At 39.8% G+C, this 20,024-nt stretch carries 17 protein-coding genes and 1 pseudogene; 10 read left to right on the forward strand and 8 right to left on the reverse strand.

Features of this window, described 5'->3' with window-relative positions:
* Positions 1–8: 8 nt before the first annotated feature.
* Both P3J6_RS10380 and P3J6_RS10385 read right to left on the reverse strand, forming a co-directional pair.
* The gene (locus tag P3J6_RS10380; protein WP_198522957.1) at positions 9–425 is read right to left on the reverse strand and encodes a hypothetical protein; all 417 of its coding nucleotides are present in this window, start codon (positions 423–425) and stop codon (positions 9–11) included.
* A gap of 35 nt (positions 426–460) precedes the next feature.
* Positions 461–1,375, reverse strand: coding sequence for a M14 family metallopeptidase (locus P3J6_RS10385; protein WP_198522958.1), 915 nt, complete (start codon positions 1,373–1,375; stop codon positions 461–463).
* Positions 1,376–1,626: 251 nt separating this feature from the next.
* Here P3J6_RS10385 and P3J6_RS10390 point away from each other — a divergent pair.
* The 3 genes and pseudogenes from P3J6_RS10390 to P3J6_RS10400 all read left to right on the forward strand — a co-directional run.
* Positions 1,627–1,833 (forward strand): annotated as a pseudogene (locus tag P3J6_RS10390) (efflux RND transporter permease subunit); the annotation flags it as partial.
* Complete coding sequence (locus P3J6_RS10395; protein ID WP_232735489.1) at positions 1,826–2,098, forward strand: DUF3240 family protein; 273 nt, start codon at positions 1,826–1,828, stop codon at positions 2,096–2,098. The pseudogene P3J6_RS10390 and the gene P3J6_RS10395, both read left to right, overlap by 8 nt.
* 153 nt (positions 2,099–2,251) lie before the next feature.
* Positions 2,252–4,525, forward strand: coding sequence for a putative bifunctional diguanylate cyclase/phosphodiesterase (locus P3J6_RS10400; RefSeq protein WP_198522959.1), 2,274 nt, complete (start codon positions 2,252–2,254; stop codon positions 4,523–4,525).
* Positions 4,526–4,639: 114 nt separating this feature from the next.
* Here the strand turns inward: P3J6_RS10400 and iadA are convergent, their stop codons facing one another.
* The 3 genes from iadA to P3J6_RS10415 all read right to left on the reverse strand — a co-directional run bounded on the left by iadA (position 4,640) and on the right by P3J6_RS10415 (position 10,291).
* Positions 4,640–5,806 carry a beta-aspartyl-peptidase gene (iadA, locus tag P3J6_RS10405; protein WP_198522960.1) on the reverse strand — a complete coding sequence of 389 codons (1,167 nt, stop codon included), beginning with the start codon at positions 5,804–5,806 and terminating at the stop codon, positions 4,640–4,642.
* A 12-nt stretch (positions 5,807–5,818) separates the two neighbouring features.
* Positions 5,819–7,222 (reverse strand): putative basic amino acid antiporter YfcC, encoded by a 1,404-nt coding sequence (gene yfcC, locus P3J6_RS10410; protein ID WP_198522961.1) that lies wholly within the window; start codon positions 7,220–7,222, stop codon positions 5,819–5,821.
* A gap of 141 nt (positions 7,223–7,363) precedes the next feature.
* Positions 7,364–10,291, reverse strand: a complete 2,928-nt coding sequence (locus P3J6_RS10415) for a TonB-dependent receptor domain-containing protein (RefSeq protein ID WP_198522962.1) — start codon at positions 10,289–10,291, stop codon at positions 7,364–7,366.
* Between the two features lie 353 nt (positions 10,292–10,644).
* Here P3J6_RS10415 and P3J6_RS10420 point away from each other — a divergent pair, with 353 nt between their 5' ends.
* Both P3J6_RS10420 and P3J6_RS10425 read left to right on the forward strand, forming a co-directional pair.
* Positions 10,645–12,345, forward strand: coding sequence for a cyanophycinase (locus tag P3J6_RS10420; RefSeq protein ID WP_198522963.1), 1,701 nt, complete (start codon positions 10,645–10,647; stop codon positions 12,343–12,345).
* 111 nt (positions 12,346–12,456) lie between these two features.
* Positions 12,457–13,008 carry a flavodoxin family protein gene (locus P3J6_RS10425; protein WP_198522964.1) on the forward strand — a complete coding sequence of 184 codons (552 nt, stop codon included), beginning with the start codon at positions 12,457–12,459 and terminating at the stop codon, positions 13,006–13,008.
* 47 nt (positions 13,009–13,055) lie between these two features.
* Here P3J6_RS10425 and P3J6_RS10430 read toward each other — a convergent pair whose 3' ends face one another.
* Complete coding sequence (locus tag P3J6_RS10430; protein WP_054200650.1) at positions 13,056–13,652, reverse strand: hypothetical protein; 597 nt, start codon at positions 13,650–13,652, stop codon at positions 13,056–13,058.
* 387 nt (positions 13,653–14,039) lie between these two features.
* Here P3J6_RS10430 and P3J6_RS10435 point away from each other — a divergent pair, with 387 nt between their 5' ends.
* Complete coding sequence (locus P3J6_RS10435; protein ID WP_198522965.1) at positions 14,040–15,533, forward strand: acetyl-CoA hydrolase/transferase family protein; 1,494 nt, start codon at positions 14,040–14,042, stop codon at positions 15,531–15,533.
* Positions 15,534–15,572: 39 nt separating this feature from the next.
* On the opposite strand, the gene P3J6_RS10440 is transcribed toward P3J6_RS10435, so the two are convergent.
* The gene (locus P3J6_RS10440) at positions 15,573–15,932 is read right to left on the reverse strand and encodes a winged helix-turn-helix transcriptional regulator (protein ID WP_010392830.1); all 360 of its coding nucleotides are present in this window, start codon (positions 15,930–15,932) and stop codon (positions 15,573–15,575) included.
* A gap of 121 nt (positions 15,933–16,053) precedes the next feature.
* On the opposite strand from P3J6_RS10440, the gene P3J6_RS10445 reads away from it, so the two are divergent.
* The 4 genes from P3J6_RS10445 to P3J6_RS10460 all read left to right on the forward strand — a co-directional run bounded on the left by P3J6_RS10445 (position 16,054) and on the right by P3J6_RS10460 (position 18,270).
* Positions 16,054–16,635: an NAD(P)H-dependent oxidoreductase gene (locus P3J6_RS10445; RefSeq protein ID WP_198522966.1), complete on the forward strand. Its 582-nt coding sequence runs from the start codon at positions 16,054–16,056 to the stop codon at positions 16,633–16,635.
* Between the two features lie 11 nt (positions 16,636–16,646).
* Complete coding sequence (locus tag P3J6_RS10450; protein WP_198522967.1) at positions 16,647–17,198, forward strand: redoxin domain-containing protein; 552 nt, start codon at positions 16,647–16,649, stop codon at positions 17,196–17,198.
* A gap of 91 nt (positions 17,199–17,289) precedes the next feature.
* Positions 17,290–17,538, forward strand: a complete 249-nt coding sequence (locus P3J6_RS10455) for a hypothetical protein (protein ID WP_008114111.1) — start codon at positions 17,290–17,292, stop codon at positions 17,536–17,538.
* A gap of 147 nt (positions 17,539–17,685) precedes the next feature.
* On the forward strand, positions 17,686–18,270 hold the full coding sequence (locus tag P3J6_RS10460; protein WP_232735490.1) for a methyltransferase: 585 nt from the start codon (positions 17,686–17,688) through the stop codon (positions 18,268–18,270).
* Between the two features lie 17 nt (positions 18,271–18,287).
* Here the strand turns inward: P3J6_RS10460 and P3J6_RS10465 are convergent, their stop codons facing one another.
* Positions 18,288–20,009: a two-component system response regulator gene (locus P3J6_RS10465; protein ID WP_232735491.1), complete on the reverse strand. Its 1,722-nt coding sequence runs from the start codon at positions 20,007–20,009 to the stop codon at positions 18,288–18,290.
* Positions 20,010–20,024: the final 15 nt, after the last annotated feature.

Raw genomic sequence — 20,024 nt, forward strand, 5'->3', positions numbered from 1 at the left:
CTAGCCAGTTAACAACCTGACTCGGCTAGGGCTAGATGCTTAATTACAAATTTTTTGGCGCTTTGAAAATCATCAAACAAGCACTCTTGTAGATGAGCATCACGGCCAGAGCTGTGCATAATCCGCTGCAATTGCCTTATAGCAATAGGCGAGGTGAGGACAAACGCACTGATCAAACAGTTATTAATCCCCATTGTTTGGCTTACATCTATCATGTTTTTTTCAGCATCGGGGGTAGCAGCAATCACTTCTGGAGAGTGGCTAATATAACCCCAAGGCAAATGCTTAAAAGGTTCAATGGTATTTAATAAAGCGGCTTTAAAATGATTTAATAACTGAGGGTTTAAGTTACCTTTAAACTGCCCAATAGCTATATTACCTTCAACGCGCAAGCTATAACTGCCGTAGTTATTTTCAAATTTCAATAGCCGCCCCTTTTATTCATTATCTACTGCATTGGTCACTTATTAATAATGTAGTCTAAGGCACCTGAAATTGCAGCAACTTGCGCTAATATACACTCTTCAGGGTTAGCCGTTGCACTGTCTGGATATACTTCAGTGGTGGTGACATACCCAGCTTCAGAAAATCCCATACATAAGCCTAAATCACGGGCCGCGTAATTAATTACCCCAAATTGCGCTTGTGGTACACCAATTAATTGCTGGTTTTCATCACTAGGTGCAATATGCGTTACTTTTTCAACGTGTTCAATAATTGCTTTTTGAAAAGCAGGCTCAGGTTTGTTGCTATCAGCCACTAAATAAAAACCATCTGGAATATTCCAGTTGGTGTTTACTTTGCCTTCGCGCGCTGCAAGTGCAGGTCTAAATTCACTGTTATCAGAATCTGTTGTTTCATGTAAATCGATATGCGCGATTAAATCAGTATTTAAAGATTGCACATAGTTCATCACTGCCGCTGATTCTTGTGCTGGGCTGCCCTGATAAAAAGAGCGATTAGGGTCGACCGCATCTGGGTTCCAACGATTAATCGTTTCATAGCCCCATGGGCTAATGCAGGGGGTAATTACAATATTAAAGTGCTCAGCGTACTTATTTGCCAATGTTTTAGCGAACCTTAAAGCGCCATGAACACCACTGGTCTCGTAGCCATGTACGCCGCCAGTAATTAAAACTGTGGCTTTGTTTGTATCAAAATTAGTGGTTTTTAACGCGTACAAAGGGTAGCTACCTGCGGCATAATTAAGCTCACCGTATTGCTGTACTTCTAGAGTGCTTTTAAGTTCATCAATTAATGTTACGACTTCTTGTTGATAGCTTCGCTTAATTTTTTGTGCCTCAAGCCATTGGATTTTATTATTGTTGTTCCACTTCTCACCAGGCGTACCAATTGGGTAACTACTGTTATTCATATTAAACCTTTAAGTTGAATTATCTCTGCGGGCTATAGAGCACATAGACCATAATGACGAAAATAAAGCGTTAGCTTAACGCTGACTAAAATAGCGCGCAAGTATATGCGATAGTCACTGCATTAGTTAATGGCTGAGCTTGAATGCGCATAGTGCCTTTGTTGCATAAAGTCTTTTAAAAACTGTGCGGCAAACTCATGTCTGCCCTCTACACCGGCTTTGCTGTAAATGTAACACAGTACATTTTAGATGGTGCAAGTAGGCGGCTACGCCCTGTAGCAATGACCGCGACAATTGCCATGTTTGGTTTATTGCCGCTGGTGTTTGCAACAGGGCCAGGAGCTGAAATTTAAAAACCATTAGCTATCGTGGTTATTGGCGGGTTAATTACCTCAACTATTACAACACTTTATTTATTACCTATCTTTTATGGCTGGTTGGAGAAAAAACATGGCTGAACAGTTACTTTTTACCCTAAATGCACCTACAAACATAAAAGATGACGTGGTTGATATATTAATAGGCATAGGCTTCATTACCGGCTTTACCTTAAAAAAAATTCAAGGCTATAGTAAAGAGCATAACGAGTTTGATATTGCCGAGCAAGTAGAAGGGTATCGTAGTTTTTATCAATTTGAGGTGCATATTTTATTATCTGAACTTGCCATACTAAAAACGGCGCTAAGCCCTGTTTGTAAGTACACACCGTTAAATATTGGGTAACCCCGGTTTATGAAAGTGAGCATATTGGATAGTTACCATATGTTAGACTAACTTTGAGAGTCACTTCAATTGGATTAGTTATTAGACTTATTTAATTGATTTTGACAACTTATCAATGTTTAATTGAATGACATGTATTAATTGTTGTTTATTATGCACTTTCTCCATAAGTACTTCTTACTTAACGATCATCATACTGCCCATGATGAAGTCGCACACTGGCGGGTGAGTGCACTGCGGATAATTTTAACTCTCGTTACTTTGCTCTGTTTTTTGGTAGTTTGTTATACATACACCCGCGCAATTGAATTCAACCTAATTTACATTGCAGTTATTACTATTAGTTTTTTCACTATTGCTTTTAGTCTTTTATTAGCAAGTAAGCGATTTTACACATTTAGTGCAAACGCACTTTTATTAACTATCGTTGCCGGTAGTTTATCAATGAATTTATTTTTAACTGACTTAGAGCTTGCAAAGGTGGGTTCTATGTTTATGTATTCATGTCCCATCATTGCTCTTATGCTACTCGGTTACAGAACGGCTTTGGCCTACGGTATTTTAAACATCATACCTTTTTACATGATTATTAATAATGTTGATTTATCTGGCTATTCAGGAATATCAAGCCAATTACCAGAAGCTGACTTATATATTACAGGCCTGATATTTTTATTTTTTAATATTTGTATTCCACTGGCTACTGCGCGAACAATTGTTGCTGCCAAACGTTTAAACAAAACCATGTTAAATGCTAATAGCTTCCTTAAAGATAAAAACGAGCTTTATCGCACCTTATTTACTGAATCTAATAAAGCTAAAATTATTGTCGACGAAAATTTAGTAATTACAGATTTAAATCAACATGCTATTGAAATGTTCGGATTAAAAAACAGCTTGAAAGAAAAGGCTGTAAGAATTAATGGATTATTCCCTGCACTTAATAGCAAAGAGTTAAATATAAAAAATCAAATCATAGAATATAAGAGTCGCTACTATAAGAGTAATTATCAGCAAATAGCAATGAGTACAAATTACCGAGTGTATGACTTTTATGATTGCACGCAAGAGCAGTTAATTAAACAAAACTTGTCTATGATGGAGCAAGAGAACAAACGTCTAAGGTTTAGAGACTCGCAGACGAAATTGCCTAATCGAGAGTGGTTTGAGATGCAATGCGATAGGTTAACGTCTAAATATCAAAAAGGCTTTTATATCATAGTCACACAAAGCGCAAATAGTGAATATTTAAATTTAAAACTTAACAAGGCTGACTCCCAATCATTGCTAATTACTGCTTATAAGCGCTTAAAAGCAATGCCTGAAGGGCCCTTGCTTTGTGCGTATATAGAAGGTAGTAAACTTTGCTTTATTGTTGGTTCAAGCTCAAGTGAACAGCAAAACAAGTTATTAATACAAATTAAAAGCACTTTAGATCAAACTTATGATGTATTTGGTACTAATTACCAACAATCATTTTTATTTGGTTTTGCTAAGTGTCCTGAGCACGGTGAAGATAGTGCTATTGTTCTTAGTAATGCGTGTGAGGCGCTCAAGCTCGCAGACTATAACTTGCCTTTTAGTGGTTACAACCAAAAACAATCACAGGCTTTTATGGAAAAGTATGAAATTTCCATGTTACTTGATGAAGCTTTGCAACAAAATGATCTGTCAGTACATTATCAACCTAAAGTGAATGCAAAAGGTGAATGTATTGGGCTTGAAGCATTAGCTCGTTGGCATAGCTCTGTGCTTGGTAATATATCGCCAACTGTCTTTATTCCTATTGCAGAAGAGTACAGAATGATTAGTAGATTAACGGATTTAATTATTCAAAAAGTCTGCGCTCAAATTGCCCAATGGAATAAAGTTGGTTTGCCACTTTTACCTATAGCAATAAACATATCTTTGCTCGATTTTAGCCAAGCTGACTTTATGTCAAAATTGGTGAAATATTTGGCGGATTTTAATGTAAAACCGAATCAAATAGAATTAGAGCTTACCGAAACATCACTTGAGGCTAACCAAGCCCACTCTCTAAAACTTATGCAAACTTTGCAAGATTGGGGGTTCTCTATTACTGTGGATGACTTTGGTGTTGGCTACTCAAATATTGCACGCCTTGCTGATTACCCTATTGATAAACTTAAATTGGATCGCTCTTTAATAAGTCAGGTTACACGCTCTACACGCCAGAAAAGCTTAGTTAAAGCTATGCATGTGATGTGTGATGAACTCAATATCAAGTGTGTAGCCGAGGGAGTAGAAACCGAAGAACAGGTCTTAATAATGTCCGAAATGGGATGTAAAGAGTTTCAAGGTTATTACTTTTCTAAACCCATGAGTGCTCAGGTGTATGCTGAATGTATAAATGAAAATGGTCTTGTTTTTATGACAAAAAACTCAGCTACAATGAAAGGTAGTTGAATTTAATAACTATGTTCTAGCGACCTTTTCGGATTAAAATTTCAAACTAGGGTAACGAATTTTTTGGCGTTAAATGCTGCTGAAATATTTCAGCAGCATTTGAGCTGTTCTAGTTTATTCAAACAATCCTTTTATAACCGCGTGGCGGTTCTGCACCATTAATGTACCGTTAGCCCATACATACTCAGGGGTTAGGGTCTTTTTATCGAGAAGGACAACATCCGCGTCGCTTGTTGCTTTAAGACGGCCTTTATCAAGTCCTAAAATATCGGCAGGGTTACTTGTTATGCTCATTAAAGCGTGCTCTATAGGGACGTTGTATTCTTTGACTGCTTGCTGAAACGAACTCAGTAGTGATGCCTCTTTGCCCACCTCAAGCCCTAATAAATTAAAGTCTTTATCAAAAATAGGTAAACTAGCATGGCCATCTGAGCTCATAGTGAGTTGATTTGCTGCTACACCTTGTTCTAAGCAGTAAGCAAGGGCATGGGCTGCTGCGAACTCACCGTGGGCTAAATCGTAGTCGGTGGTGCTGGTGGTAAAGTCGATAGTACCGCCCTGATCACAAAAGTGAATACCGGCATCAAGAAGTGCTTTATTGCGGTTCATATGCGTAGGATAAAACTGTTTAAGCTTAATATCACTTTGCTGAGCCACCTGATGCAAAATACTCAAGTGACTATCGACAGGGCCGACATGAATACTCACGGTGCCTTTTTTACCACTGAGCATACCGGCTACTTTGGCCTCGGCTGCCAATTCTGCTAATTGCTGTACCGTAGGTTGGCTACTGCGATGATCAGAAATTGCCACTTCGCCAACACCTATAAATTCCTCTATATACATAATGTCGTCAGTGATTGAGTGGCTGAGTGTTTTAGCTGGCAAATGATACGAACCAGTATGGCAGAATACATTCAGCCCTTGTTCTTTTAACGCTTTTGCTTTGGCAACCAAATTGGTCAGCGTACGTGAGCTTGAATCGGTACCTAGTGCGGCCACCACTGTGGTGGTGCCCGACAAGGTTGCATCGATTAGGTTCATTTCAGGGGTGCGGCTGGCAAACCCAGCCTCGCCACCGCCACCGGTAATATGCACTAACGAGTCAACAAACCCTGGCGTAACCAGCTTATTTTTACCGTCAATTCGTTTGACGAGTACACTGCTGTCGAGGGTTATATTTTCGTCAATAGCAATGATTTTACCACCGCCAATTAAAACATCTTGTGTGCCTAGGTAGGTAGGTGCATAAACGTTTGCACCTTGAATTAAAGTCAACATAACAAATTCTTTTTATTGATAATTAATAAAGTAAGCAAGAAATATAAAGCCGCTTGCTAATACAAAAAGTGCTAGAGCAAAGCGCCAAATAAACGCAGCCCATTCTCCCCAATCTAATTTCACCACACCTAAACAACCAATTAAACTAGCTGAGGTGGGAATTACAATATTGGTTAATCCATCACCTAATTGAAAGGCCAATACCACAATTTGCCTTGATACATTGAGCAAATCGCCAAGTGGAGACATCAGCGGCATAGTGATGGCAGCTTGGCCTGAACCCGATGAAACAAAAAAGTTAAATACACTTTGAAACACCAGCATTCCCCAAGCTGCAATGTAATCTGGCACACTGGCTATGCTGCTAGCACAGTAATAAAGCAGGGTGTTGAGGGTCGAGGGAGTGGTTAAATCACTACCCCCTAATAGTAATACAATGCCTTTAGCCAGTGCGACTAATAACGCCGCTGGCAATAATTCTTGTGCACCGTGTTTAAACGCATCCGCGCACTCATTCGCGGTTAGCTTTTTAAACACGATGGCAATTATTGCACTGATAAGGCCAATACAAAAAAACTGTGCAGCAAGCTCAGGAATATAATATTGGCGCGCCATCACCCCCCATACGACCCAAGCTATGCCCAATACAAACACTAATAATGTGAGTGCATCGGCTAGGCTGAGTTTAATCGTTGGCTGATCACCCGTTTTTTGGGATTGTGTTTTTATCCGTTTTGCATAGCGCATAGTAAACACAAGGCCTACAAGGGTAAAACAAGCCCACGCTAGCATACGAAAGCCCGCACCAGAAAACACTGGAATTTCAGCTATCGATTGCGCTATAGCAATGCTAAAAGGGTTCATCCATGAGGTGGCAAAGCCTATTTGCGTAGCCACATAAGTTGTAAGTACAGTGACTTTAGCGTCGTAGCCAAGTTGTTGCATAATAGGGAGCAGCACAATACAAAATGCAATAGCCTCTTCGCCCATACCAAATACCGCGCCGCCTAACGAAAATAGTAAAAACAGTAAGGGAATAAACAGCCATTCAACCCGCTTGGTTTTATTAATAAGTGCCATAATGCCGTTATTAATCGCACCGGTTTTCATAATAATGCCAAAGGCACCGCCAGTGATTAAAATAAACGCCATTACGCCAATAGCTGCACCATATTTATCACCCGACACTAAGCCTTCAAACAATACATTTGCTAAACCAATGTCCCCACCTTGTGCAAAAACAGGTGGTGATTGTTGGTCGTTAACGGCTTGATATTGTGAAAGCTGCACAGTGTGGCTACCAGATTCTGCATTAAATACCCCGGGGGTAATAAATACCGTGGCCATATAGGCAATCACTGCCACACACAGCAAAATGATGCTGGCATCTGGCATAGAAAATTGTTTTTGTTTCATAATTTCACTTTAATAAAAGGTCATTGTGTTGATGCGTAAATAAACGCTTAAACGTACTTTAGCACTTAATAGGCAGTGTCACTGTAGCCATGACCAGTAATAAAAGGAAGGCCGCAAAGCGTTTGCTTTGCGGCTAAGTGGTTAAAAACGGTAGCTAATACTTAATTTATAATTAGCACCTAGGGCATTATGATTAATTGAATCAAAGCCACGGCTTGAGCCATAAAGAGTGGGTGGCTCTTTATCAAAAATATTATTGATGCGCGCGCGCAAAGTCAGCGATTTATTAACATAAAAACCCGCTGATAAATCCCAAACGAGCCAGTCATCAACCTGATGCTCACCTTTTGAGTCTAATACGCCAAGCGAATCTAGCTCATCAATTTCACGACCACGCAGGCCTTCTATATCATCTTCGTAGCTGCTGGTGTAGTTTGCACCTAAGTTAAGGTAGTAATTTTGCGCTTCCCAATCTATTGACATACGCGCAATATTTTCAGGATAACGATAAGTTCCTACCAACTTCTCTAACGAGTCAGACCCCGGTTTATTACGTTCAAACTCAAGGTAATGAGTGCCGTCAAACGCAAAGGTCAAATCGCCGCTTGGTAAAACAAACCTATGGTCAAACTTAAAGTCTATGCCTGCTAATGTTTGTGACCCAGTGTTTTCAAGTGGGATAGCATGATCGCGAAACAACGGTAAAAATAGCTCGTCATCACGTGGGTTAAATTCATCTATATAACTGCTTAAAATTTCAGTTAAATTAGCACCGTCTTGCTCTATGTTTAAACCACTGGTGTCGGTGACATCACATAATGCTTCATCGTACGATATGCCTTGCTCGCCCGGTGGGACAATGCCACAGTGACGAAGTGACGCATCAGTTATAGCGCGGTCGAGCACTGCGGTCATGTTGGTATCGATTACTTCTTCATGATCAAACTGCCAATAATCAAGGGTTAAATTAGTATTAGCCGATGGGCTCCAGGCAAAACCAACACTAATAGCTTCAGATTCTTCTGCATTTAGATTAGGGTTACCTAACTCTAACGAATTAACACTCACTTGGGTGCCATCACCCATACAGTATAAATCGGCTACAGCTTGGTTGGCACCACAGTCAAAAGTAGATTGCGTGGTTCTTAATTTAACGCCAGCTTGAGTTAATGATGGTGCTCTAAACGAGGTTGACCATGAACCACGAACAACTAACGAATCAGTCGGGCGATAGCTCAAACCTATTTTTGGATTAAAGGTGCCACCAAAATCATCGTAATGATCGTATCGACCCGCTGCTTGTAGCTCTATTTGCTCACTCAGTGAAATACTTAATTCAGCAAAGGCGGCATATTGAGTGCGATCGGCTTCTGATAAGCTAGAGCCAAAGCCAAATACATCAACAAGGTAGTCTTTGTCTGCTTGAGCTTGTGAATCAAGCGAAGGAATGTCGCTTAGCTCTTCACGTCGTGCTTCTACCCCAAATGAGGCATAGGCTGGTAGGTCGTTAAAGGTAAATAGTTCACCATTAAAGTTAGCATCCCAGCCGTAAACAGTACTTTCTCCACTGCGTGTTGGGCGAGCTTGCGCTGTTGCCAAAACGGCATCATTAGCGGCGTCGCCTTGAAGGAAAGGGTTGTAAAAAGGTAGCAACTCCCCAGATGCACAATTTAAGTCAGTACCGTCATAACTTGCCAGCGTACCGTCTGAACATAGCTCGCCTGTAATCGCGCCATGGAACTTGTAGCGATTATAAACCCCTGCAATCGCTTCTTGCTCTGAACGTGAGCGAGAAAGAGTAACACCAGATTCCCAACCCCAATCACCAATTTCACCACTTAGACTGCTTACCAAGCGAAAGTTTTTCGTTTCTACTTCCACCGTTCTTGGGGCATTAAAGCGCGCATCAAACGCAAAGCCATATACTTCTCGGCCACTTTGAGTATCAAATGGGTCAATATAAAGTTGATCCATTAAATCATTACTACCATCGGCATTATCGTAAATAAATAAGGCGTCTTCTAAAACATACGGGCCGTCGTCGTCATTAATTTGGTTAATAGGTGAGGGCGATGAATACGCTTTTGCCTTGGTCTGACTGTAAAAAAAATCAGTATGCCATTGTAGACCACCAAGCTCACTATTAAACATAAAGCCGGTTGAAAGGCTTTCAAATGGCGTTTCTAGGTAATCATCTTGATTAGGGTAGTAAGCACAAATTTGTTCATCAAGTTCAGTAGTAACTAACTCGGTTTTGCAGTTTGGTGATGGAAGTTCGTTACCATCTCGGCTGCTGAAATAATAAATATTAGGTGAGTTCTCCAGCTTAGGTAAATAGGAGTAACCATTCACTAAAGAGGGAGAGGCCGTGTAATTACGATCGGTCGCTTTAAAAGCGTTACGGTCATATATATCTGCAAATACCGTTAAGTTACTCTCGCCTATTTTTGTACCATACACTAAGTTTAATTGTTTTTTACTTTCGTCATGTTGATCAAAGCTATCGGCAAACGAAGTATTGATTTCAGCGCCTTCAAAATCATCTTTTAAAATGTAGTTAATAACACCCGCTACAGCATCGGCACCATAAACGGCTGATGCACCGGTGGCTAAAATATCAATACGTTCAATGGCCGCTAGAGGAATAGAATTCACATCTACAAAGTTTTCAGTACCTGCAGCAAATGAACTAGGCGCAACTCTTCGCCCATTTATTAATGTCAGCGTTGCCGAAGGTCCCATGCCTCGTAAGCTCGCTGCTGATTGACCTGCTGGTGTAGAGGTAGATGTACCACCACTTTCAGAGGTTGAGAACGTACCGCTTCCGCCTTTAAATACAGATAAATCTTTGAGTAATTCATGAATGGTATTAGCACCAGAGCGTTTGATTGCATCTTGGTCTAACACGGTTAGTGGAATAGTGCCTTCCAGATCAACGCCTTTTAAGCGAGATCCTGTTACTTCTACTCGTTCAATGTTGGTATCAGTTTGAGTTTCTTGTGCATACACACAAGTGACAGGGCTCAGTAAAGCGCTTACTGTGGCCGCAATAGTTAGTTGACGAAACATTGTAGTACCTTTTGTCTTTTTTAAGCGCGCAGAAATAGGTTTAATATTTCTTAAGGCTTTAATTATTATGGTTTTTTAGACAGGGCAATGGTGAAATGACACGCTGAGCCCCTCACAGAAATTAGTGAGGTGGTGGGCTACTCGTCAAACCACTCCGAAAGGTAGTGTGGTGAGTAGAAATATGTTGTAAGCAATGTTGCTTTTTTAAACATAATTCTCTTTCCAAAAAGGTTTTTGACAAAGCTAGCAAATGGGTGCTAGCTTACTCGCGTTTTAAAGTTCCTTTTTTTTATAGCAAGTGAGAGACGCTCTCGCAAGTTATTTCTTATAATTTTTTACATGAGTGTAACATAATGGAACGAATAAATTTACCAAACAAGCGGTTAGTTAAATCGCGAATAATAACCGCTTTTTACTCAATTTTAATTGCTTTTTCGCTGCAGTTAAACGCAAAAGAGCCTAGTCAAACTCTCGTGTTAGTGGGGGGGGCTCTTACAACATGTGCCAGTTTAAGCTCTAAAAACTGTGAAAAAAATACTCAAATTTCGGGTAAAACGCATAATGTATTTGCGCTCTCTCACACTAAAATTAGCCAAATAAAGCAACAATGGCCCAGTAAAAATAGCCAAGCTAAAAATAACACTATTAAAAATTTAGCAACAATGCAGGCTAAGTCATCGCCCAAATTATCGAAAAAAGAACTGTTATGGTTGTGGCGCGATATTGATAGCAAACAGCTCAATAGTTTATCGGATCAAGAATACAATTTTGTAATAGATATGCTTGAAGTAGCTCAAATAAAAAGCGACAACAAGCGACTAAAAGAGCAGGTAAATACTGCGCTTAATAGCGAATCGGCAGCGACAGAGATTTTGCAGTTTATATCGGGAAGTTTAAAAGTTAATGATACTAACCCGAGTATGCTAGCCATTACCGCCTCAAGCAGAGACCCTTATGAATCTGCTGATTTTTATGAGGGATTACTAAGCTTCCCTAATGTAAATTCGCAATGGCTTGCATTAACCCCTGCGCTTGCTAAAGCAATAACCACCAACAAGTGTGATGATTTAACCACGCTTAGGCACTCCGAAATGGGGCTATATCAACGCGAACATATTTACCCTGATCGCACACAAGCTGAATATCAATTGTGTAAAAAAGGCACCGACGCTTTAGTAGAGCTAATAAAAAACAGTACCGGTGTGATGTTTAATGGTGGCGATCAAAGCCTAACTCGAAAAGTATTATTTGATGAAAATAACCAGCCTTACCCTTGGACAAAAGCATTACAGTCTCGCCCTGTTATTGTTGGAACAAGTGCAGGTACCGCGGTGCAAAGTGGTGGGCAAGCCCACGCCGGGAATGTGGTGATGATCACCAATGGCACTAGCTTGTCGGCATTGAAAGAAGGCGCACAAGCCATTGATGCCCCAAGTGAACGCTCAAACAGCGATAGTTTAACTTACAACCGCTTTGGGGGTTTAGGCACATTTAGTTACGGTGTACTCGATACACACTTTAGCGAGCGAAACCGTTCATTAAGACTAGGCACTTTGCTCGACGACTTAAGCGCAAACCAAGATCAGCCGACATTCGGTTTTGGTGTAGACGAAACCACAGCCTTAGTGGTGATTAAATCTGAAGCTGGCAATTTAATGACCGTAATTGGTAAAAATGGTGTGGTGATGGTTAAATCAACAGAGCAAGCTCAGGCTAAAACTAAAACCTACAGTTACTCTTACTGGCCTGTGGGCAGTGTGATTGATATTAAAAATAACGATTTTACCTTAAGTCAGCGCAGTATTAGCCAAGCATTGCCAGCAATTAAAATACCGCCTTTACCAGTTCAGCGTTTTGGCAGCATTTTAACGCAGGCCAAATTACGCTCTTTAACGCAAGCCATGTGCCTTAGCCAAGAACAAACGGCTGTTGGCCAGCAAGATGAGTTTATTATTAGCCTATCTACCACGCCTGAGTCGGCATATCATCGTATTAGTGCTGCGCAGTATGGCTGTGCGGTGAGTAATTTAGAAATTGCAGTGAGTACCTTTTAATTTAATGCCACGCAAGCTAATTTAATTAAACACGCTGCTTAGTTGATTTTAGATTAAGCGGCCATACTATATTTAAAGCGTGTTTATTAAATCACAACAAAAGGAAGGTTCATGAGTAAAGTAGCGGTTATTTATTTTTCGGGATATGGCCATACCAAAAAAGTGGCTGAATTTGTAGCTGATGGAGCAAACGCTCAGCTTATTGCAATCGATGAGAATGGCGACATAAAAGACACCGATTGGGATGTATTAAACAATGCAGACGCCATTATTTTTGGTGCACCTACCTATATGGGCTCATATCCTTGGCAGTTTAAAAAGTTTGTTGATGCTACCTCTAAAGTATGGTTTACCATGGGGTGGAAAGACAAAATATTTGGCGGGTTTACTAATAGCGGCAGCCTAAATGGCGATAAACAAGTCACTCTAATTAGTATGCAAACATTGGCTTCGCAACATGGTGGAATTTGGGTAAGCCTAGGGTTACCACCGGCCAATAAACTGGAATCAACTCGTCAAGACATCAATAACTTAGGCGGTTCAGTTGGCGTATTAGTGCAATCACCTACTGATGCAGATGAATCTGCTATTCCATCAGGCGATTTAGAAACGGCCCGTTTATACGGCGAACGTGTAGCTGATATAGCCAAACGCTTAAAGTAAAAGTCACTCGATAAAATAAGTTAAAAAAGCCACATTGTGTGGCTTTTTTAGTTTGATAATTCCAATTTTTGTTGTTTGTGCTCTAGCTGGTATAGGCTTGAAAATTGACGTTTATGAACTTCAAATAAATACGCTCTTAGCTGCTCTTTACCATGGTGAATGTGTTTAATTTTTGCTGCTATGCCACACTTACTCTGCCTAACCGGTTCTATATCTAATGATATCGCCGCTTCGTTGGGTAAAATAAATTGCATATTCTGCAACTCATCAAGTTCACTGTGTACTGATGTGGGTTTTAAAAATATCCCTGTGCTAGATATAGATTCAATGCAAAAACCTTGGCTTTGGATATTTAATTCGCTCAACCGCCAGCTGCGCTGAATACCTTTAGTGTCAATTACTTCGGGGGCTTCTAATACAGTACTGAAATGGCCTAATTCATCGGTTTTAAATTGAAGTGGGAACCATAGTTGGTAGTGGGCTACTTCTGCTAATAAGGTTAATTTAGCTTGACCAAGTAAATGCGCAATACCATCTGGTATTGATGCTTGTACTGTTAACTTTGTTTCATTGATTAATGCACTACTTTGACTAGGTTCAAATAAGCCAGATAAAAAGTTAATTTCTTCGTCAGACAAATCCATGTATTTTCCTTAATACCTAAATTGTGGATTCTATTCCTCACAAGGTTACTGCCCAATGAATGAACAGTTTATTATTTTGTAAGCTCCGCATAGCGCGGCTAAATTTTTATACAATTAAAAATTTCAACCTTCCTGATTGAAATTTTAAGCTGTTGATTTTAATTGGTTTTGTTTGTTTTTAAACTCAGTGAGTTAAATAGTTGTATGCGTTTTTTAGTATTTTAACCTTATTATCACCAATAAGTTAAGTAATAAAGTGTACAAAATTAAAACGCTTCGCGATGTTTTTATATCAACAATGCGTAAATGAGACTTAGGTCTAGCTTACGAAGCATAAGGAAATACTTAGAATAGCGCCAAATAAAAATGGGGTTTAAGGGGTTCCAAATGCAATTAGAACGAATTCGTCGTAGCGACTTACACAACAAAGTAATGTCTGCAGAGCAGGCCAGTTTATTTATTAAAGACGGTATGACCGTGGGTATGAGTGGTTTTACTCGTGCCGGTGAAGCGAAAGCTGTACCACGTGCGCTTGCAGAGCGAGTGCGTGAAAACCCAATGAAAATTAACTTAATGACGGGCGCGTCATTAGGAAACGACTTAGATAAGCTACTAACTGAATCAGGTGCGTTAGCGCGTCGTATGCCATTTCAAGTAGACAGCACATTACGTAAAGCGATTAACAACGGTGAGGTCATGTTTATTGACCAGCATTTATCTGAAACCGTTGAACAGCTACGTAATCATCAGTTAACTATGCCTGATGTAGCGGTCATTGAAGCCGTAGCTATTACTGAAGAAGGCCACATAGTACCTACAACATCAGTGGGCAATTCAGCCAGCTTTGCTATTTTTGCCAAACAGGTAATTGTAGAAATTAATATGTTACACCAGCCAGAGCTTGAAGGGCTGCACGACATTTATATTCCATCTTATCGTCCTACACGTACGCCAGTGCCGCTAGTGAAAGTAGATGACCGCATTGGTAGTACTGCAATTCCAATTGATCCGGCTAAAATTGTGGGTATTGTATTTACCAATCAAAGTGACTCATTTTCAACCGTTACCGACCCAGATGCAGATACAGCCTCTATTGCACGTCACTTAGTGAACTTTTTTAAAGAAGAAGTAGCACAACAGCGTATGCCTGAAAACCTAGGCCCATTACAAGCCGGTATAGGTAACATTGCCAACGCAGTAATGATGGGTTTATTAGACTCTGATTTTAAAGACCTCACTATGTATTCAGAGGTACTACAAGATTCTACCTTTGATTTAATTGATGCGGGTAAACTTAATTTTGCATCAGGGTGTTCAATTATTTTATCAGAGCGTTGTAACTCAAAAGTATTTAATAACCTTGAAAAGTATCGTGATAAGCTAGTACTTCGTCCACAAGAAATGTCGAACCACCCTGAAATTGTGCGTCGTTTAGGTATTATTGCAATTAACACTGCACTTGAGTTTGATATATATGGCAACGTTAACTCAACCCATGTGTGTGGTACTAAAATGATGAACGGTATTGGTGGTTCAGGCGACTTTGCACGTAATGCGCATGTATCGGTGTTTGTAACTAAATCAATTGCCAAAGGTGGCGCTATTTCAAGTGTTGTGCCTATGGTAAGCCATGTTGATCATACTGAGCACGATGTTGATATTTTAGTAACCGAGCAAGGCCTTGCTGATTTACGCGGTTTAGCGCCACGCGAACGTGCAATTGAAGTCATTAAGCACTGTGTACACCCAGATTATCGCAACGCCATGCTTGACTACTACGAGCGTGCATGTGTTCGTGGCGGTCATACGCCTCATATTTTAGAAGAGGCATTCAGCTGGCATACCCGCCTTGAGCAACAAGGCACAATGAAGCAAAGTTAATACATAAAACCCCGCATCTGCGGGGTTTTTATTTTGTAATTAGTCTAAAATATTAGACTCAGACCAAACCCTAAGATCGTGAAGAATTCCTAGTGCAGAGCGCCCAAACTCAGTGAGCTCGTAGGTGACAGCAATAGGTCTAGTGCTGATCACCGTCCTTAAAACCATCTTATTGGCCTCTAACTCTTTTAAACGTTGATCTATCATTTTTTTGCTCGCTCCACCTAACATTCGAGTTAGATCATTAAAGCGAACAGGTTCATCTTTTAAGTGATAAATAATAGAGCTTGTCCACTTCCCGCCAATTAAGCGCATTCCTTTTTCAATAGCACAAGGTTCTAAGCAGGCATTTAAAACTTTTTTTCTTCCCTTACTATCTGTTTCTATAGAGCTTTCCAAAATTTAACCTCTAAAATAGGGTGGTTACTAAAAGTATACTAATTGAATCTATTCTTCAGGTAACTATTATATACCACATTAAAGTAAAGACCAATTTTTGTACTATTTTTGGAGAGATCACATGAGCAAGGTACTCATTATAAATGCACACCAATATTATTCTTTTTCAGAGGGCAAATTAAATGCCACCCTAGTTGATGTAGCATCATCGATACTGATAGAAAAAGGCCATGAAGTTAAAACCGTAACTATGACAGATAGTATTGATGTAGAGGCACAATTAGCACTTCATAAATGGGCTGACGTTGTCTTACTGCAATCACCTATTAACTGGATGGGCGTGCCATTTTCGTTTAAAAGATATATGGACGAGGTGTATACAGCCGGTATGGGTGGCGCCATGTGTAATGGCGATGGTCGTCACCAGGACGACCCAAAAAGCGGTTATGGCACAGGTGGCACACTTAAAGATACTAAATATATGATGTCACTCACATTTAACGCACCAGAGGAGTCATTTAACAATTCAGAAGAATTTTTTAATGGTAAAAGTGTTGACGACTTAATGTTCCCAATGCATATGAACTTTAAGTTTTTTGGTATGACAGCAATGCCTACCATTGCTTGTTTTGATGTTATGAAAAACGCCGATATAGATACTGACTTAGCGCGCTTTAAAGCACATATAAGTACACACTTTTGAGAGGAAACACAATGACTAATGCATCACAGTATACAAATAAACTTCTTCCGGGGAGTCGTTTCCCAAAGATTAATTGCCCTGTACTAAATAGTAACGAAGTAGAGTTAGGGAGTGTCCAGCAAGACGCTGCTTGGCAAATGGTGGTTGTGTATCGTGGCCAGCATTGTCCTATGTGTACGCAGTATCTAAATCAGTTAGAAGAAATTAAACAGTCATTACAAGACATTGGAGTTTCTTTAATTGCTGTATCGGCCGACAGCGAAGCGCAGTTGTTAACACATAAAGAGAAGTTATCAGTGAGTTACCCCATTGCGTTTGAATTAAAGCCTGAACAAATGAATGCGTTAGGGCTGTATGTTTCTCAACCTCGCAACGCTCAAGAAACAGACCATTTATTTGCTGAGCCTGCTGTGTATGTAGTGAATGAACACGGTACAGTACAAGTTGTTGATATCTCAAATAATCCATTTGTAAGACCAGATCTGTCTACTTTATTGCGAGGTATAACTTGGATTAAAAACCCTGATAATAATTACCCTATTCGTGGAATGCATAAAGGTTAATGTTTGATGGTTTAAGTTTGCCACTATGATCTGTAAAATAACTGCATATTATTTACAGACTCGCTATGGCGAGCAACACAGAGTAACCATAATGGAAAACAAACTAACTGCAATCGATACACTCGCTGAACTTGAAAGTTTTTTACTGCAAGTTGAAAACGGCGGCCTAGGTTTAACCGGCGTAGCAGGCGTGGGTATGGCAACTAACAATGCTGACGGCAGCCGTTTTGTAGCCGTGTTTGATGACAAGCAACAACTTTTATTAGCACGTGAAATTACCGAAGAGATCTTCCAAAGCGGACAAGACATGGTGCGCAACGGCGTAGGGCGTAAGCACTAGTACCTTACTACTAATTTAAAAAGCGCCAAATGGCGCTTTTTTTGTGGTTTTATTTTAAACAGGTGTTAAATATAAAATAAATTTACACAAATGGCACGCTATGTAATGGTTTCACTAGTTTTATTATGTAAAAGCGAAATAGCTCAGGTGAAATCATCAATATTCAACCGTTATCAGGTGTTAGTTAGTATGGACTTTATTGCTATCGGACTTTTCTTTTTAGTTCTTCTAATCGCTTTATCTATTGTTTGGAGCACGCTAAAAACGGGAATTTCACCGATGATGAGCTCAAGCAAAGCGCGCCAAACTATGCTTAATGCAATAAGCATGGATGAAAAAGGCGCATTAATTGATTTGGGTTCAGGTTGGGGGACGCTCGTTATAGCGGTTGCTAAAAATTATCCTAATAAACAGGTTATTGGCTATGAGTTATCGTGGTTTCCTTGGATGGTTTCAGTGCTTTTTAAATATAGTTTGGGTTTAGGTAATCTTACCCTCTATCGTAAAGACTTCAAAAATGCCGATCTTAGTTCTGCGTCTACTTTGGTATGTTACTTGTTTCCTGGTGGTATGGTAGCGCTTGAAGATAAGTTAAAGCATGAAAAAGTTAATAATAAAATCACTATTGTGAGTAATACCTTCGCTTTACCTTCATGTAAACCAACTAACGTTATCAAGCTTAAAGATTTTTACCAAACGCCTATTTATGTATACCACTGGCAATCCAAATAGAGGGATATTATTTGGATTCAGTGCTTAGTTGATGTCATATTTTTTATCCATAAGTTCATGTTATCTGCAGACATTGGTTTGGCAATATAATAGCCTTGCCCATGATAGCAACCCATATCTATAAGTACTTTTTCGAGCTCTTGCGACTCGATCCCCTCTGCTATTAGGTTAAACCCAAATGCTTTACTTAGCGCCACGATACAGGTAACGATGGACTTGTCTTCATGGTCTGATAGGAGCTTTTTAACAAAGCTTTGATCTATTTTTAATGTATCTAAAGGTAATTTTTTTAAGTAACTCAAAGAGGCGTAACCTGTACCAAAGTCGTCTAACGCAATACTTACCCCTAAATTTCGACAGCCATTGAGAACGTCGACTGCCTGTTCAACGTTTCCAATGGTGGTGCTCTCTAAAATTTCTAATTCGAGGGTTTTTGGTTTTATATTATTAGTGCTGATGAGTAACTCTCTGAGGTTTTCAACAAAGCCCTCACTAAGTAAATGAGCTGGAGAGATGTTTACACTCATAGAAAGATGATTTCTAGTCCAAATTTTATGTTGTTTTAAGGCTTCAGCAAGTACCCATTCACCAATTAATATACCAATGTGTGGGTGCTCTAATGCCTCTGAAAAGTGACCAGGGTAAAGTAAACCCAAAGTAGGGTGATTCCAGCGTATTAAGGCTTCAACGCCAATCAACTGGTGATCCATTAAATTTACCTTTGGTTGATAATGTAGAATAAACTCTTTACGAGCAATGCCTTTTTCAGCAGCCAATAACAAATCATGTCTTGCATGCCTTAGGCTTTCTTCCTCTGGATCAAAAAACAGAATCCGGTTTGTTCCTGATCTTTTTGCTTGGTACATAGTTTGATCGGCTCTTCGTAAAATGTCATCACAAGTTAAGCCATCATCACTGGGAAGTGCAACGCCGATGCTGACTGAAATTTGAACGGAGCACGAAAACTCTGCTAATTTTATCGGATCATTTACCTCAATCAGCACGTCTTGTAACAGAATCTCATATTCTTGTATTGTGTGCGCAGCCCCTCTTAATAAAAGGATAAACTCATCTCCACCAATACGCGCTAGTGTATCTTCCTTGCGTAATGTGTTTTGTAGCCTTTGGGCAATGGTTTTCAACACGAAATCTCCGATTTCGTGACCGTATTTGTCATTAATAGGTTTAAAGTTATCTAAATCTAAATAGGCAACGGCGAGCTTTTGGTGAGATGTAATAGCTTGTTGAAGTTGATCGATTAAAATAGGGCGGCTTGCTAGGCCTGTTAGGCTATCGTAATGTGCCATGTCATGAAGTTTTTTCTCTGAGCTTGCGCGTTGAATAGAGCTAGATATAGAGTGTATCAACTGAGCGCTTTTTAATTGGTTTTTAAGTAAATAATCGCTTGCTCCTAGCCGCATAGCTTCTGCTGCTATTTGTTCATCTCCCAGTCCCGTGATCATAATCACAGCGCAATGATTATTTACAGACTTTCTAATATTATCTAGCAGGGTAAGCCCGGAGCCGATACCTAATCGATAATCAACTATGACGCAATCAAACTCCCCATGTTCAAGATAAGACATCGAGCTTTCAATAGAGGATGCTTCTGAAATTTTCGCCTGTATGTTAGAGCGAGATATCATACGACGTATATGTTCTCTATCAACCGCATCGTCATCAACAATGAGTAGGTTAATAGTGTCGCAGCTTTCAAAATCATCTATTGAAGTTCTCATATCCATATCTCTTGC

It is taken from the genome of Pseudoalteromonas sp. 3J6, from assembly GCF_903995135.1.
In the GTDB taxonomy this organism is placed as follows: Bacteria; Pseudomonadota; Gammaproteobacteria; order Enterobacterales; family Alteromonadaceae; genus Pseudoalteromonas.

Coding starts and splice junctions, on each gene's coding strand:
- P3J6_RS10425 (WP_198522964.1), top strand. CDS start 12,457: ATGAGTAAAGTAGCGGTTATTTATTTTTCGGGATATGGCCATACCAAA.
- P3J6_RS10435 (WP_198522965.1), top strand. CDS start 14,040: ATGCAATTAGAACGAATTCGTCGTAGCGACTTACACAACAAAGTAATG.
- P3J6_RS10385 (WP_198522958.1), bottom strand. CDS start 1,375: ATGAATAACAGTAGTTACCCAATTGGTACGCCTGGTGAGAAGTGGAAC.
- P3J6_RS10400 (WP_198522959.1), top strand. CDS start 2,252: ATGCACTTTCTCCATAAGTACTTCTTACTTAACGATCATCATACTGCC.
- P3J6_RS10450 (WP_198522967.1), top strand. CDS start 16,647: ATGACTAATGCATCACAGTATACAAATAAACTTCTTCCGGGGAGTCGT.
- yfcC (WP_198522961.1), bottom strand. CDS start 7,222: ATGAAACAAAAACAATTTTCTATGCCAGATGCCAGCATCATTTTGCTG.
- P3J6_RS10445 (WP_198522966.1), top strand. CDS start 16,054: ATGAGCAAGGTACTCATTATAAATGCACACCAATATTATTCTTTTTCA.
- P3J6_RS10465 (WP_232735491.1), bottom strand. CDS start 20,009: ATGAGAACTTCAATAGATGATTTTGAAAGCTGCGACACTATTAACCTA.
- P3J6_RS10420 (WP_198522963.1), top strand. CDS start 10,645: ATGGAACGAATAAATTTACCAAACAAGCGGTTAGTTAAATCGCGAATA.
- P3J6_RS10430 (WP_054200650.1), bottom strand. CDS start 13,652: ATGGATTTGTCTGACGAAGAAATTAACTTTTTATCTGGCTTATTTGAA.
- P3J6_RS10395 (WP_232735489.1), top strand. CDS start 1,826: ATGGCTGAACAGTTACTTTTTACCCTAAATGCACCTACAAACATAAAA.
- iadA (WP_198522960.1), bottom strand. CDS start 5,806: ATGTTGACTTTAATTCAAGGTGCAAACGTTTATGCACCTACCTACCTA.
- P3J6_RS10455 (WP_008114111.1), top strand. CDS start 17,290: ATGGAAAACAAACTAACTGCAATCGATACACTCGCTGAACTTGAAAGT.
- P3J6_RS10415 (WP_198522962.1), bottom strand. CDS start 10,291: ATGTTTCGTCAACTAACTATTGCGGCCACAGTAAGCGCTTTACTGAGC.